This is a genomic window from Sorangiineae bacterium MSr12523 (genome assembly GCA_037157775.1).
Taxonomy (GTDB): domain Bacteria; phylum Myxococcota_A; class Polyangia; order Polyangiales; family Polyangiaceae; genus Pendulispora; species Pendulispora brunnea.
On sequence record CP089982.1, the window covers coordinates 8973596 to 8990691 of the forward strand.

The window sequence follows — 17096 nt, forward strand, 5'->3', positions numbered from 1 at the left end:
TACGTTACTCCGTTCTCACGTGATCGATCAGCCGAAAGAGCTCGTCGTCGGAGGCCGCATCCAACCGTTGGACGAGAGAGGAATCACTGGATGGGGCCTCGTGGGACACCCATTTCTTCAACAAGGTTTGCAAACGCATCGTGATGCTCGCGCGTGCGCCGTCGTTCGCGTAGAGCGCCCATAGGGTGGACTCGGCTCGGTCAAGCTCGGCGACGAGGGTGTCGGGCGATGTTTCTTCGGGCGGCAGAAGCAGGCCAAGGAGGAAACTGGCCAGTGCGGCGGGGCTTGGATAGTCGAATAGCAATGTCGATTGGAGGCGCAAACCCGTCTTGGCGGCGAGCCGATTTCGCAGCTCGAGAGCCATGAGGGAGTCGATGCCGACCTCGCGCAGTGGACGGCCGGGCTCGAGGGCCGCGGGCGACGCCATCCCCAGGACCGTCGCGACTTCGGCGCGCACGAGATCGAGCAAGGTGCGCTCACGGAATTCTGCCGGCAATGCGAGGAGTCGCTGCTCGATCGACGAATCTGCCGTGGCACGGGCTGCGGTGGGCAGCGCGCGAGGTGTTCGAACCAGCCCGCGGAGCAAAGGCGGCAGCACGGCGTGCGTGCGCAGAGCGGGCGCATCGAAGCGTGCAGCCACGAGCGCGGCGTCATATCGCACGAGCGCCGCGTCCAAGAGCGCGAGGCCGTCGTTCGACGAGAGCGGGAGCAAGCCTCCACGCGCCATTCGCTCCAGGTCCGCGTCAGCGAGGTGCGCGGTCATATTGGACTTCTGCGCCCAGTAGCCCCAATCGATCGAGACGGCCGCCATGCCCCGTGCCCGGCGATGGTGCGCGAGCGCGTCGAGGAATGCGTTGGCCGCCGCGTAGTTCCCTTGCCCCACGCCACCGAGCACGCCCGCAAGGGAGGAAAACAGGACGAAGGCGGATAGGTCGTGCTTTTCCGTCAGCTCGTGCAGATGGACGGCTGCATCCAGCTTGGCCCGCAACACGGCGTGCAGCCGCTCCGGCGTGAGCGACCCGATGATTCCATCGTCCAAGGTGCCCGCCGCATGAATCACCGCCGTCAGCGGGTGCTCGCCGGGTACCGAGTCCAATAGCGTTTGCAAGGCGCTCCGATCGGCCGCGTCGCATGCCGCGATGCTCACGCGCGCGCCCGATGCCTCCAATTCGTCCTTCAGTGCCGCAGCGCCCTTCGCGTTGGCGCCTTGGCGCGAGGTGAGCAGAAGGTGCTTCACCCCGTGCTCGCGCACGAGATGACGCGCCACCAATGCCCCCAAGGTCCCGGTCCCGCCCGTGATGAGCACCGTGCCTTCCGGGTCCATCGCGCGCGGGACCGTGAGGACGAATTTGCCGACGTGACCGGCTTGGGCGAGCGCACGGAAGGCGCGCGGGGCTTGGCGCATGTCCCACGCCGTGATGGGCAGCGGACGAAGGATGCCTCGCTCGAACAGCGAGACCAATTCGCTCAGTATCGCTTGAATGCGCTCTGGGCCCGCTTCGATCAGGTCGAAGGCTCGATACGACACACCAGGATGCTCGGCAGCGACCGTGGCCGTTTCGCGAATATCCGTTTTGCCCATTTCGAGGAAACGACCGCCCGATGACATAAGGCGCAGGGAGGCATCCACGTATTCGCGGGCCAGCGAATCGAGCACCACATCCACTCCGCGTCCGCCGGTCGACTGCCGGAAGTGCGCTTCGAAGTCCAGCGTGCGCGACGATGCGATATGCGCCTCGTCGAATCCGAGTGCGCGCAGCGTCTCCCATTTGCCCGGGCTCGCCGTGCCGAAGACTTCCGCCCCCAAGTGCCGCGCGAGCTGCGTGGCCGCCATGCCCACGCCTCCCGCCGCCGCGTGAATGAGTACGCGTTCGCCGGCATTCAAATGCGCCAGATCGACAAGTCCGTAATAGGCGGTGAGAAATACGATCGGTACGCTGGCGCCCTCGCGGAAGGACCACCCAGCGGGCATCCGCGTGATCGTGCGTTGATCGGCGATTGCAATCGGACCGAATGCGGCGGGCCACATCCCCATGACGCGATCGCCCGGCGCAACATGGGTGACACCCGCGCCCACTTCGAGGACAACCCCCGCGGCCTCACCGCCCAGCGGTCCCGCATCGCCCGGGTACATGCCCAGCGCGTCGAGCACATCGCGGAAATTTAGCCCCGCGGCATGCACCGCAATGCGCACTTGCCCGGCGCCGAGCGGAGCAACCGCCGCGGGATGCGCCACCAGTGCAAGGCTCTCGAGCGTTCCCTTCGTCGGAATGTCCAATCGCCACGCCGGCGATCGCGGGGGCACCAAAGCGTCCTGCGCACGGGCCGGGGCCAGTCTCGGCACGAGGCATCGTCCTCCGCGCAACGCGATTTGAGATTCGGCTGCATCGACTGCGCCCGTGAACGCACGCCGTGAGTCATCGCTCCCGTCGATATCCACGAGCACGATCCGCTGCTCCGGGTTCTCCGCTTGCGCGGAGCGCACCAGGCCCCAAAGCGCGGCGTGTGCGAGATCCGCAACGTCTTCCCCCGCGTGTGTCGCAATGGCACCTTGGGTCACCAGCACCAGGCGGCTCGCCACGAAGCGCGCATCCTCGAGCCACGCTTGCAACAGTGCCAGCGCCTGACCAGTGGCTTCGTGCGCCGCCGCGATGACGTCCGTACTCTCCGCGGCGAGCGCGAAGGGCACGACGACGACCTCGGGCTGCGCTCCGCCTTGATCGAGCGCTTCTTTCAAGGCGCCAAGGCTCGCGAAACGTGACGCACTAACATCGAGTGCACTCGTCAGACCGAGCGAATCGGCTCCGATGAGCGCGATGGTATATTTCCCGGCTTCCACCACCGGAAGCTTTTCCTCCGACCATGCGACACTCCACAGCGCATCGGCGTGGGTCGCGGGAGCCGCCGATACGGGTCGGCTGGTGAACGATTGCACCGTCGCCACGGGCTCGCCCATCGCGTCCGCCACCCAGAGCGATACACCGCTCGCTCCCTTTTCGAAGCGAACACGCAGCCGCGTCGCCCCCACCGCACGCAGCGACACACCGCTCCACGAAAAGGGCAGCTCCACCTCGCCGGCTCCCTGCATCGCCAGCGCGTGCAGCGCCGCATCGAGCAGCGCAGGATGAAGCGCGAACCGCTCGGCGGCCGCCGCTTCGGGCAGCTCCACCTCCGCGAACAGCTCCTCGCCGCGTGTCCACACTCGGCGAAGCCCCTGAAAGTCGTCGCCGTAGACGAGCCCCGCCTCGCCCAATCGCTCATAGAGTCCCTCGAGACCGAGCTCCGTGGCCCCTGGCGGCGGCCAGGTTCGCAGCTCGAACGAGGCCGCGTCCACCGCGCCGAGCGTCCCGCTTGCATGCCGTGTCCATGGGGCATCCTCTGCGCTCGCACGCGCGTGGAGCGCGAACGGCCTTCGGCCCGTCTCGTCTGGGGCGCCCACCGTCAATTGGAGCTGCACCGCGCCCTCGGCGGGCAACGCGAGCGGCGCTTCCAACGTCAGCTCGTCGATCCCTTCGACCCCCAGGCGATGCGCCGCGATCAACGCGAGCTCCACGAACGCCGTCCCGGGCAGAATCACTGTGCCGAAAACCGAGTGGCCCGAAAGCCACGCGTGCTCCCGGAGCGAGAGCCGCCCCGTGTACAGATATCCATCGCTGTTCGCCAATGGGACGCCCGCTCCCAGCAGCGGGTGCTCGGCCGCAGCCAACCCCATCGAGGCGACGTCGCCTGCGGACCGCTGCGGACCTTCCAGCCAGTATCGCTGCCTCTGAAACGCATACGTCGGCAGGGCAATCCGACGCGCTTTCCACGGATTGAAAAAGGCATTCCAGTCGATATCGACCCCGCGCGTGTGCAATTCGGCGAACGAGAGCAGCAGGCGCGCGAAGTCTCCTTCCTCGCGACGGAGTGACCCAACGGCGGTCACCTTTTCGGAGGTCTCTTGCAGCGCGAGGGTCAGCACCGGATGGGGGCTGACTTCCACGAAGACGCGATGCCCATCGCCGAGCAGGCTTCCAACGGCATCGGCAAAGCGCACCGTCTGCCGCAGATTGCGATACCAGTATTCCGCATCCAGCTCGGTGCCCTCTTGCTTCGTGCCGGTGACGGTGGAGTAGAACGGTATCGTCGAGGCTCGCGGGGCGAGACCGGACAAGCGTTCCGACAATTCCTGCTCGACCGCCTCGATTTGCGCGCAGTGCGACGCGTAGTCCACCCGCACTTTTCGCGCAAAGACTTGCCTCGAGCTCAGCTCTTCGAGCAGCGCGTCGACGGCCTCCGGCTCGCCCGAAACCACGGTCGCCTGCGGGCTATTGATGCTGGCGATCGAGAGTCGCTCGCCAAACGACTCCAGGCATTTCTCCACCTCGTCGGCCGCGAGCTGCACCGCCGCCATTGCGCCTTTGCCCGCCAGCTGCCTCAGCGCGCGGCTGCGCAAGGTCACTACTTTCGCGGCGTCTTCGAGCGAGAGGGCCCCCGCCACGTGGGCTGCGGCAATCTCGCCCTGGCTATGGCCCACGACCGCATCGGGCTCGATGCCCATGGATCGCCACAATGCGGCCAGCGAGACCATCACGGCGAACAGCACCGGCTGCACCACGTCCACCCGCTCCAGCGTCGCGCCGCCTTCTGCACTTTCAGGTCCCTGCAAGATGGCGCTCAGCGACCAATCGACGTATGCGGCAAACGCTCGCTCGCATGCTTCGATCCGTTCGCGGAACACCTGCGAGGTCTCGAGCAGGGACCGCGCCATTCCGGCCCACTGCGAGCCTTGGCCGGGAAACACGAAAACGACCTTTTCGTTCGAACCGAAGGAAGCACTTTGACCGAGCACGGCGTTCGCCGCTGGCTCTCCCCGTCCGAGCGTTTCCAGAGCTCCCAACAGTTCCGCCCGATCGCGGGCCACCACCACGGCGCGATGATCGAACGGCGTCCGGCTCGTTGCCAGCGAGTATGCAACGTCGACGAGATCCAGTTCCGGGTGCGCCACGAGATGCTCGCGCAAGAGCGAAGCCTGCGCGCGCAATGCCATGTCGCTCTTGCCCGACACCAGCACCGGCAAGGCCGCGGGAGACGTTTCAGGCCGAGGCGCGTCCTCGGTCCTTGCATCGCGTGGCGCTTCTTCGATGATGAGGTGTGCGTTGGTCCCCGAGACTCCAAACGAGGAAACACCGGCGCGGCGCGGATGACCATTCGCAACCCACGCAACCGGTTCGCTCAAAAGGCGTACCGTGCCTGTCGACCAATCGATGTGGGGCGACGGATGCTCCGCATGCAGCGTCTTGGGCAGCATCCCGTGCTGCATCGCCAGCACCATCTTGATGATGCCACCCACGCCCGCCGCCGCCTGCGTATGCCCCACATTCGATTTCAAACTTCCCAGCCACAATGGCTTGTCCTTCGTATGCGCCTCCCCGTACGTCCCCATCAGCGCCCGCGCCTCGATCGGGTCTCCCAACCGCGTCCCCGTTCCGTGCGCTTCCACAGCGTCGATCTCACTCGCTCCGAGCCTCGCACTCTCCAGTGCCTGCCGAATCACGCGCTCCTGCGCGGGGCCGTTCGGCGCCGTCAGTCCCTGGCTCTTGCCGTCTTGATTCACCGCCGAGCCACGAACCAGACCCACGATCGGATGGCCATTCCGCTTCGCGTCCGATAGCCGCTCCAGCAGCAGCATTCCCGCGCCTTCTCCCCAGCTCGTCCCATTCGCCTCCGCGGAGAACGACCGGCATCGACCATCCGGCGACAATCCGCGCTGCCGACTGAACGCCACGAAGACCCCTGGCGTCGCCATCACCGTGACGCCGCCCGCCAACGCCAGCGAGCACTCCCCTTGCCTCAAGGCTTGGCATGCCAGATGGACCGCCACCAGCGACGAGCTGCATGCCGTGTCCACCGTCATCGTCGGGCCGTGCAATCCAAAGGCGTAGGCGATACGTCCCGATGCCACGCTCGGGGAGCTCCCCATGCCCACGTACCCTTCCAGGTCGTCGGGTGCCGGGAGCTGCAGGTAGTCATTGTAAATGACGCCTACGAAGACTCCGGTCTGGGATCCGGCAAGCGTCGTCGGGTCGATGCCCGCTCGCTCCAGCGTTTCCCACGTTGTCTCCAGCAGCAGCCGTTGCTGCGGATCGATGGCCATCGTCTCGCGCGGACTAATACCGAAAAACGCCGCGTCGAACTGATCGGCATCGTGCAGAAAGCCTCCCTCCCGCGCGTAGCTTTTGCCCTTCGCGTCCGGATCCGGATCGTAGAGCCTCTCCACATCCCAACCCCGATTGGACGGGAAATCGGTAATCGCCTCTCGCCCTTCGCCCACCAGCCGCCAGAGATCGTCCGGCGTCCGCACTCCGCCCGGATAGCGGCAGCCCATGGCCACAATCGCGATCGCGTCCTCGTGTGTAGGCGTGCCTGCGGGCAGGCGCGCGGGCGGCGCTGCAGGCTCGGTGTCATCACCCAGCCATTGCGTGGTCAGATAACGCGCAAGCGCCGCCGCCGTCGGGTGATCGAACAGCAAGGTCGGGTGCAGTCGCAGTCCCGTGGTGGCGGCGAGTCGGTTTCGCAGCTCCACGGCCATCAGCGAGTCCAGCCCGAGCTCCTGCAGTGGCCGATGGGGATCGAGGGCGGTGGCGGACGCCATGCCCAGGACCGTCGCAACGTCCGCGCGTACGAGATCGAGCTGCGCGCGATCTCGCTCCGATGGAGACAGGGCACGCAAGCGCTCTTTGAGCGTGGTGGTCGCACCGGCGTCGCGGCGGGCGTTCGCCATGCGTCGGGAGGCTCGATGCCGAATTAGCCTTCGAAACAGTGGATGCAACGCGCCGGAGTGAGCGGCTTGCTGTCCGAGCGCCGCCAGGTCGAAGTGCGCGGGAACGAGAACCGCGTCGGGACGAGCAAGGGCCACGTCGAACAGGGCGAGTCCCTCGTCGGCCGAGAGTCCGAGCACGCCACCTCGGGCCATTCGCCGCAGGTCGGCCTCGGTCAGGTGCGCCGTGATGCCGCTTTTTTCCGTCCAGTAGCCCCAGTCGAGCGACAGCGCGGTGTGGCCTCGCGATCGGCGATGTTGCGCCAGCGCATCGAGGAATGCATTGCCCGCCGCGTAGTTTCCTTGTCCAGGTCCGCCGAGCAAGCCGGCCACCGACGAGAAGAGTACGAAGGCCGACAGTTCGTACTTTTCCGTCAATTCGTGCAAATGCATCGCCGCATCCAGCTTGGCTCGCAGCACGGTGTGCAGTCGCTCCGGCGTGAGCGATCCAATGATTCCGTCGTCCACAGTCCCGGCGGCGTGAATGACCGCCGTCAGCGGATGGTCGCCGGGCACGGAGTCCAACAATGCTCGAAGCGCGCTCCGATCGGCCGTATCGCAGGCCGCGATGCTCACGCGCGCCCCCGCGAGCTCCAACTCGCTCTTCAGCGCCTCGGCGCCCGCGGCCGTGGGTCCCTGTCGGGACGTGAGCAAGAGATGCTTTACCCCGTGCGCGCGCACCATGTGCCGCGCCATGAGCGCTCCCAAGGTCCCCGTCCCGCCCGTGATCAGCACGGTGCCTTGGGCATCGATGGCATGTGGAACCGTAAGAACGAATTTGCCGACGCGCGAGGCTTGCGCGAGGGTGCGAAAGGCGCGCGGCGCTTGGCGGATGTCGCACGGCGTGATGGGCAGCGGGCGGAGGACGCCCCGTTCGAAGAGCGAGATCAATTCGCCGAGCATCTCTTGAATGCGCTCGGGGCCCGCTTCGATGAGATCGAAAGCTCGATACGAGATACCGGGGTGTTCGGCGGCGACGATGGCCGGATCGCGGATATCGGTTTTTCCCATTTCGAGAAAACGACCGCCCGATGGCAAAAGTCGCAGGGAGGCATCCACGTATTCGCGGGCCAGCGAATCGAGAACCACCTCCACGCCGCGTCCGCCGGTCGACTGCCGGAAGTGCGCTTCGAAGTCCAGCGTGCGCGACGACGCGGTATGCGCCTCGTCGAATCCGAGGGCCCGCAGCGTCTCCCATTTGCCAGGGCTCGCCGTGCCGAAGACTTCCGCGCCCAAATACCGTGCAAGCTGCGTGGCCGCCATGCCCACGCCCCCCGCGGCCGCGTGAATCAGTACCCGCTCGCCTGCCTTCACGTGCCCGAGGTCGACGAGAGCGTAATACGCCGTGAGAAATACAATCGGTACGCTGGCGGCCTCACGGAACGACCACCCCGCGGGCATCCGCGCGATCATGCGTTGATCGGCGATTGCAATCGGGCCGAATGCTGCCGGCAACATCCCCATCACGCGATCGCCGGCGGCGACTTTGGTGACGCCCGCGCCCACTTCGAGGACCACGCCCGCGCCCTCACCACCCAACGGCCCCGCATCGCCGGGGTACATGCCCAGCGCATCGAGAACGTCACGGAAGTTCAGCCCCGCGGCATGGACCGCCATGCGCACTTGCCCGGCGCCAAGCGGCGCAAGAGCCTCGGGGTGCGGAACGAGGGCAAGGCTCTCCAGTGTTCCCTTGGTCGGAATATCCAATCGCCACGCCGGCGACGGCGGGGGCACCAACGCGTCTTGCGCGCGCGCAGCTGCCAATCGGGGGACGAGGCATCGTCCTTCGCGCAGCGCCATTTGAGATTCCGCTGCATCGATGGCGCTTGCGAGCGCACGCCTCGACGCGTCGCCTTTATCCATGTCCACGAGCACGATGCGCTGCTCGGAGTTCTCTGCTTGCGCGGAGCGCACCAGCCCCCAAAGCGCGGCGTGCACGAGATCCGCAACGTCTTCACCCGCGTGCGTGGCGATCGCGCCTTGGGTCACCAGCACGAGACGGCTGTTGCCGAATCGCGCGTCCTCGAGCCACGTTTGCAACAGGGCCAAAGCCCGGGCAGTGGCTTCGTGCGCCGCCGCGATGACGTCCTCGTTCTCCGCGCTCCGCGCGAAGGGCACGACGACGACCTCCGGCAGCGCCGCGCCTTGCTCGAGGGCCGCTTTCAAAGCGTCAAGGTCGGCATGGCTCGCGAAGCGCTTGGCCCCCGCTTGGAGTGCGCGCGTCAGGCCGAGCGGATCGCCTCCGACGAGCGCGATCGAGTGTTCCGCAACTTCCGCTGCCAGCGCCTCTGCGTCCGTCCAGGCGACGTACCACAATGCATCGGGGTGCGTGGCGGGCGCATTCTGCCATCGCTCGGCCGATACGGGTCGGCTGGTGAAGGCTTGCACCGTTGCCACCGGCTCGCCCGTCGCATCCGCCACCCAGAGCGATACACCCCTTTCTCCCTTTTCCAAGCGCACGCGTAGCCGCGTGGCTCCCACCGCCCGCAGCGAGACTCCGCTCCACGAGAACGGCAGCTCCATGTCGCCGGATCCCTCCAACGTCAGCGCGTGCAGCGCCGCGTCGAGCAATGCCGGATGAAGCCCGAACCGCTCCGCCTCTTTGACCGCCGATTCCGGCAGCTCCACCTCGGCGAACAGCTCCTCGCCTCGTCTCCATGCTCCGCGGAGGCCCTGAAACGCGGGCCCGTACCCGTATCCGGCTTCCGCCAGTCGCTCGTACAGACCGTCGAGAGCTACCGCCGTGGACCCTTCCGGCGGCCATGCGTGCAGTTCGAACTTCGCCGGCGCGGTCCCGGGCCCGAGCGTGCCGGTCGCGTGACGCGTCCACGATGCCTCGGCCTCTTGTCTCGGGCGCGTGTAGATCGCCAGCGATCTCCGCCCCGTTTCATCCGCGCTTCCCACCGACATTTGCAACTGCATCGCCCGGTCCCGGGGAATCGTCAGGGCCGACTCCAACGTCAGCTCCTCCACATCCTCGAGCTCCAGACGGTGCGCCGCCACCATCGCCAATTCCACGAACGCCGTGCCCGGGAACACAATCCGACCCAGGATCTCGTGCTCGCCCAGCCATGCCTGCTCCGCCAACGACAGCTGCCCGGTGAACAGCACCTCGTCGTTCTCGGCCACGCGAACGACACCTTCCAGCAACGGGTGCTCCATCGGTGACACCCCCGACGTGCCGCCTCGCGCTCTTCTCGGTGCGTCGAGCCAGAATCGCTCGCGCTGAAACGCGTACGTCGGCAGATTCACCCGGCGCGCGTGCCATGGCTCGAAGTACGCTCTCCAGTCCACGCGCTGGCCGTGCCCGTGCAATTCGCCCACGGCGACACTCAAGGTCTCCACCTCGTCGCGGCCTTTGCGCAGCGCAGGCACGAACGACGCGTTCGACACCGTCTCTTGCCCCAGCCCCGACAGCACCCCCTGCGGCCCCAGCTCCAGGTAGGTCCGCACGCCTTCTCCCTCCAGCGTGCGCAACCCGTCGGCGAATCGTACCGCCTCCCGCACTTGCGCGACCCAGTACTCCCAGGAGCCAAAATCCGTGCCCACCTTCCCCGTCACATTCGACACCACCGGGATCCGCGGCGCTCCGTACTTCAGCCCGCGCGCCACTCGCCCGTACGCCTCCAGCATTCCGTCCATGTGCTGCGAATGAAACGCGTGGCTCACGCGCAGGCGCGTCACCTTCCGCCCGTGCGACTCGAAGGCCGTCGCCACTTCGTGTATCGCGTCCTCGTCTCCGCTCACCACCGTCGACGTGGGCCCATTCACCCCCGCGATGCACACGCCCGCCCGCCCTGCGAGCGACTCGAGCACTTCCGCTTCCGACGCCCGCACCGCCACCATCGCGCCGCATCGAGGCAACGCTTGCATCAAACGCGCGCGGGCTCCCACCAGCGTGCAGGCGTCCTCCAGATTCAAAACACCCGAGACGTGCGCCGCCACGAGCTCCCCGATCGAATGCCCGAGAAGGATCTCCGCCTGCACTCCCCAGCTCTCCATCAGCCGATAGAGCGCCACCTCCAGTGCGAACAATCCCGTCTGCGTGTACTGCGTCTCGTGCAGCAGCCCTGCTTCTTTCGTTCCCTCCGCCGCAAACAGCACCTCGCGCAGCCGCGGGCTGTCCAGGAAGCCGCATACCGTGTCCATCGCGTCACGGAACACGGGAAACACCTCGTACAGCGTGCGCCCCATTCCGGCGCGCTGGCTTCCCTGTCCGGTGAAGAGCATCGCGAGTTTGCCGCCCTCGCGGCTTCCTCGGCGCACGATGGGCGAGCCGGAACGGCCTCGTGCGAATGCTTCCAGAGCCTCGAGCAACTCGGTGCGTTCGCGGGGCACGAACACGGCGCGGCAATCGAAGTGCGATCGCGTCGTGCTCAGGGAGTAGGCCACATCGCGCAATTCCAATTCGGCGTGCGCCGCGAGGTGCTCACGCAAGCGCGAAGCCTGCGCACGCAGCGCCTCCTCGCTCTTGCCCGACAGCAATACCGGCAACGCCGCCGCGGCCATCGAAGGCCTGGATTCTTCCAATGCGCCCTTTGGCGCTTCCTCGACGATGACGTGGGCGTTCGTGCCCGATAGTCCAAAGGCGGAAACGCCGGCTCGCCGAGGGGTTCCATCGTTACGACGTCGCCATGGCCGTAGCGCGTCCACGACGCGAACGGGAAGCGTCTCCCATTCCAGGTTCGCATTGCGCGGAGTCGTATGCAGCGTCGCGGGCAACGCCTCGTGCTGCAAGGACGCCACCATTTTCGCGACACCGACCAGGCCCGCCGCCCATTCCAAATGACCTACATTCGTCTTCACCGCGCCCAGTAGCAGCGGTTGATCGGCGCTCCGCCCCTCTCCGTACACGGCCGCCAACGCTTGGACCTCGATGGGATCGCCGAGCGATGTCCCCGTCCCGTGGCACTCCACCACGTCGACATCACGCGGCGACAACCCTGCGTCGCGCAGCGCCGCGCGAATCACCTTCTGCTGCGACGTCCCGTTGGGAACCGTGATTCCACTCGACGCCCCATCGTGGTTGATCGCACTTCCTCGAATCAGCACATGAACGTCGTGTCCGTGTTTCCGCGCTTCACTCAACCGCTCCAGCGCGAGGACCACCACACCTTCTCCTCGGCCGTACCCGTCCGCATTCGCGGAAAAGACCCTCGAGTGTCCATCCGCAGCCAGCACGCCTGCCCGCGAGAGAAGGATGAACACGTCCGCGGAGCTCATCACCTGAACTCCCGCCGCCAGCGCAAGATCGCACTCTCCTCGACGCAATGCCTGGCAGGCCAGGTGGAGCGCCACCAACGACGACGAGCACGCCGTGTCCACCGAAAGCGCAGGGCCTTGGAGTCCCAAGGTGAAGGCCAGACGCCCCGCCGCAAACGAGGGGCTGGTCCCTTGAATGGCATAGCCATCCAATTCGTCCGGTCCGCGCTGCAACGTGTATTCGCCCGCGCCAACACCGACGAAGACACCCGTTTCCGTGTCCTTCAGCGAGCCGGGGACGATGCCCGCTTGCTCGAGCGCCTGCCAGCTCGCCTCGAGCAGCAACCGGTGTTGCGGGTCGACGGACTTCGCCTCGCGCGGACTGATACCGAAGAACGAAGCATCGAACAGCTCCACTCCATCCAGCAGGGCCGCGTGCCGGACGTAACTCTTGTTCGGCGACTCGTAAAGCGCTGCGACGTTCCACCGGCTCGTCGGGATCTCCACCACCGCATCGCGCTCTTGTTCCAGCAAGCGCCAGAAGCTCTCTGCATCCTCGGCGCCTCCCGGAAGCTTCAACGCCATCCCGACGATGGCCACGGGCTCGTCGCTCGCGACGCGCACGGCCAGCGCATCTTGAAGTCCGGCGAGCTCGCCAAGGTCCGCGGCCAGTGCGTCGCGCACGTGGATCGCGACATGCTCCGGGGTCGGGTGATCGAATGTCACCGTCGTCGAAACCTTCACCCCCGTCGCATTCTGCAAGCGACGACGCAACTCCAGCGCGGTGAGCGAGTCGAGGCCCAGGTCGAAGAATCCCTTGTGCACGTCGACCTGCGACGCGGCCGAGTGGCCAAGCACCGCCGCCGTCTCCGCCTGCACCAACGAAACCAGATGGCGCAATCGCTCATCCGCGCGCAGTGGCCGCAGTTTGGCAATGAGCGCACTCGAAGGGGAAAACGCTTTCGGCGTGTCGGCGAGCGCATGCTGCGCATCCGATAGATCGTGGAGCAGTGGACGTGAGCGCGAGGCGGCGAAGGCCGGAGCAAAGCGCGCCCAGTCGATGTCGGCGACGGTCACGTTGGTTTCGCCGTGCTCGAGTGCCTGCCCGAGCGCCGTCACGGCGAGGGCGGGCGCCATCCGCGAGACGCCCCGCCGCCGCAATTCCGCGGCCACGCGATCGTCGACCATGCCACCGCCCGCCCACGGGCCCCACGCGATCGACGTCGCCGGGAGCCCTCGAGCACGTCGTTGCTGCGCCAGTGCATCCAAGAATGCGTTCGCCGCAGCGTAGTTGCCCTGTCCAGGGCTCCCGAGGACTCCCGCGATCGACGAGATTAGGATGAAGGCCGACAGCTCGTATCCGCGGGTCAGCTCGTGCAGGTTCATCGCGGCGTCCAGCTTTCCGCGGATCACCGCGCGCAGACGCTCCGGCGTGAGGGAGCCGAGCAGACCATCGTCGATGGTTCCTGCCGCGTGCACCACCGCGGTCAGCGGGTATTCTCCTGGAATGGAGGACAGCAGCTCTTCGAGTGCGCGTCGCTCGGAGGCATCGCAGGCCACGATGCTCACGCGTGCGCCGAGCCCCGTGAGCTCCGCCTGCAAAGCTTCCGCGCCCGGGGCATCCATTCCGCGGCGGCTCGCTAGAACGAGGTGCTCGGCACCGTGTTGCGCATACCACCGCGCCACGTGGGCTCCGAGTGCACCCGTGCCTCCCGTGATCAGCACCGTCCCTCGCACCGCGGAAGGGGGGCCCGCGCTCTTGGCCGCCGGCGCGCGCACCAGCCGCCGCGCATGGAGCTTTCCATTGCGCACGGCCAATTGGTCTTCGTCCGCGCTGCCAAGCCCCAAGGCCCAGAGCACGTGCTCCGCCGCCTTCGCGTCGGGCCCGACGTCGATGAGTCCTCCCCACCGCTCCGGGTGCTCCAGGGCCACCACGCGCCCCAATCCCCATGTCATCGCTTGATGCGGACGCGCCTCGAACTCCGTTCCATCGAGGCTCACCGCGCCGCGCGTCAGCAGCCACAAGGGCGCTTCGATGCCCTCGTCCCCCAGGGCTTGCACCAGCGACAGCGTGAGGCCCAGCCCCGCGGGCAATCCGCCATGCGCAGCCAGCGGCGTTTCATCCAGCGACGCCAACGACACCACGCCTCGCACGGGGTCGCCTTCACGCCAGCTCGCGCGCAGTCTTCCCGCGAGATGTGGCCGCGCCACGTCTTCGTCTTCAACGAGAACCAACGTCACCGTGCCCCGCTCCGCCAGTGCGCCACGCAACTGCACCACCAGGTCGTCATCCGCGACGCGTGCGGGCACGATCAGCAGCCAATGGCCGCGCAGATCCGTGGTCTCCGTGCTCGGCTCCAGAGGCTTCCACACGATTCGGTAGCGCCACGTATCCACCGTGCTCCGCTCCCGTTCCTTCTTCGGTGCATCGAGCCAGAATCGCTCACGCTGAAAGGCGTACGTCGGCAGCTCCACCCGGCGCGCTTGCCATGGCTCGAAGTATGCTCTCCAGTCCACGCGCTGGCCGTGTCCGTGCAAGGCGCCCACCGCCGCACTCAAGGTCTCCACCTCGTCTCGACCTTTGCGCAGCGCGGGCACGAACGACGCGTTCGAGACCACCTCTTGCCCAAGCCCTGACAGCACGCCCTGCGGGCCCAGCTCCAGCAACGTGCGCACGCCTTGTTCCTCCAGCGTGCGCAGCCCGTCGGCGAATCGGACGGCCTCCCGTACCTGCTTGACCCAGTATTCCCAGGAGCAAAGCTCCGTCCCCACCTTCCCCGTCACATTCGACACCACCGGGATCCGCGGCGCTTCGTACTTCAGCCCTCGCGCCACACGTCCGTACTCTTCCAGCATTCCCTCCATGTGCTGCGAATGGAACGCGTGGCTTACCCGTAGCCGCGTCACTTTTCGTCCTCGCGCCTCGAAGGCCTGCGCGACTTCACGAACCGCGTCCTCGTCTCCGCTCACCACCGTCGACATCGGGCCATTGACGCCCGCGATGCTCGCGCCTTTCACGCCCCCGGCCAGCACCCCAAGGACCTCCTCCTCGGACGCTCGCACCGTCACCATTGCGCCGCCTCGGGGCAACGCTTGCATCAACCGCGCGCGGGCTCCCACCAGCGTGCAGGCGTCCTCCAGATTCAAAACACCCGACACGTGCGCCGCCACGAGCTCTCCGATCGAGTGCCCCAAAAGAATGTCCGCCTGCACTCCCCAGCTCTCCATCAGCCGGTACAGCGCCACCTCCAGCGCGAACAATCCCGTCTGCGTGTACTGCGTCTGATCCAGCAGCGCCGCTTCGTCCGTTTCCTCCGCGGCAAACAGCACCTCACGCAGCCGCGGGGTGGCCAGAAAACCGCATACCGCGTCCATCGCATGACGGAACACGGGAAACACCTCGTACAGCGCGCGCCCCATTCCCGCCCGCTGGCTTCCCTGCCCCGTGAAGAGCATCGCGAGCTTGCCCCCCTCCGTGCTCCGCGCGAATGCGGCGCGCGGCGTCGGTTCTCCTCGAGCGAGCGTTTCCAGCGCTTCCATCAGCTCCCGCCGATCACGGACCGCCAGGGCTGCGCGATGTTCGAACGGCGTGCGGCTCGTTGCCAGGGAGTACGCGATGTCGACGAGCTTCGAATCGGGATGCTCCGCGAGGTGCACGCGCAAAAGCGAAGCCTGCGCCCGCAGCGCCTCCTCGGTCTTGCCCGATAGCAACACCGGCAGCACGGACGGCGAAGCCTCACTGCGGGCGATGACAGGCGATGCATCGAGCAGCGCCTCCTCGACGATGACGTGCGCGTTGGTTCCCGAAACCCCAAAGGAGGAAACCCCCGCTCGGCGTGGATGCCCGTTTGCCACCCACGGCACGGAATCGCGGAGCAGTCGAACCGCACCCGACGACCACTCGATGTGCGGCGATGGCTTTTCCGCGTGCAGCGTCTTGGGCAGCAGCCCGTGCTGCATCGCCAGCACCATCTTGATGATGCCGCCCACACCGGCTGCCGCTTGCGTGTGCCCCACGTTCGACTTGAAGCTTCCCAGCCATAGTGGCTCGTCTTTGGAGTGGCTCGGTCCGTAGGTCGCCAAGATCGCCTGCGCCTCGATTGGATCGCCCAGGGTCGTCCCCGTTCCGTGCGCCTCGACCACATCGATGTCTCGAGGCCCGAGGCGGGCGCTCGCGAGCGCCTGCTGGATCACGCGCTCTTGCGCCGGACCGTTGGGCGCCGTCAGGCCATGGCTCCGCCCGTCCTGGTTGACCGCCGAACCGCGCAGAACCGCCAGAATCGGGTGCCCATTTCGCTTCGCATCCGATAGCCGCTCGAGCAGCAGCATGCCCGCGCCTTCGGCCCAACCCGTGCCATTGGCGTCCGCCGAGAAGGACTTGCATCGCCCGTCGGGGGCAAGCCCGCGCTGGCGACTGAATGCGATGAACAACCCCGGCGTCGCCATGACCGTAACGCCTCCCGCGAGTGCGAGGGAGCAATCGCCCTGGCGCAATGCTTGGCTGGCGAGATGGACCGCCACGAGCGAGGAGCTGCACGCCGTATCCACGGTCACCGCCGGGCCGTGCAAACCGAACGTGTAGGCGATGCGACCGGAAGCCACGCCCGCCGAGCTACCCAGACCAAGGCTACCCTCATGCTCCGCGCCGGCGGGCAAGGTCATATAGTCGTTGGACATGATGCCCACGAAGACCCCCGTCTGCGAGCCGCGCACGGATGCGGGCTCGATGCCCGCCCGCTCGAAGGCTTCCCACGATGTTTCCAGCAGGAGGCGCTGCTGGGGATCGATGGCGAGGGCCTCGCGGGGACTGATACCGAAGAAGGAGGGGTCGAATCGGTCGGCGTCGTGCAGAAAGCCGCCCTCGCGCACGTAACTCTTGCCCGTCGCGTCCGGATCCGGATCGTAGAGCGCGTCGACGTTCCAACCGCGGTTTTCGGGGAAGCCCGAAATGACGTCTCGTCCGTCGCGAACGATCTGCCAGAGATCTTCGGGCGTGCGCACACCTCCTGGGTAGCGACACGCCATGGCCACGATGGCAATCGGCTCTCGCGATGCGCGGACGAGCTCCCGGTTTTTCTGACGTAGCCGGTCGACG

The 17096-nt window shown here is 66.9% G+C and carries 1 protein-coding gene and 1 pseudogene; both read right to left on the reverse strand.

Annotation, left to right across the window (positions count from 1 at the left end; translation table 11 throughout):
- Window positions 1–4: 4 nt before the first annotated feature.
- Window positions 5–13957: an SDR family NAD(P)-dependent oxidoreductase gene (locus tag LZC95_34920; GenBank protein WXB00245.1), complete on the reverse strand. Its 13953-nt coding sequence runs from the start codon at window positions 13955–13957 to the stop codon at window positions 5–7.
- 627 nt (window positions 13958–14584) lie between these two features.
- Window positions 14585–17047 (reverse strand): annotated as a pseudogene (locus LZC95_34925) (type I polyketide synthase).
- Between the last annotated feature and the right edge of the window lie 49 nt (window positions 17048–17096).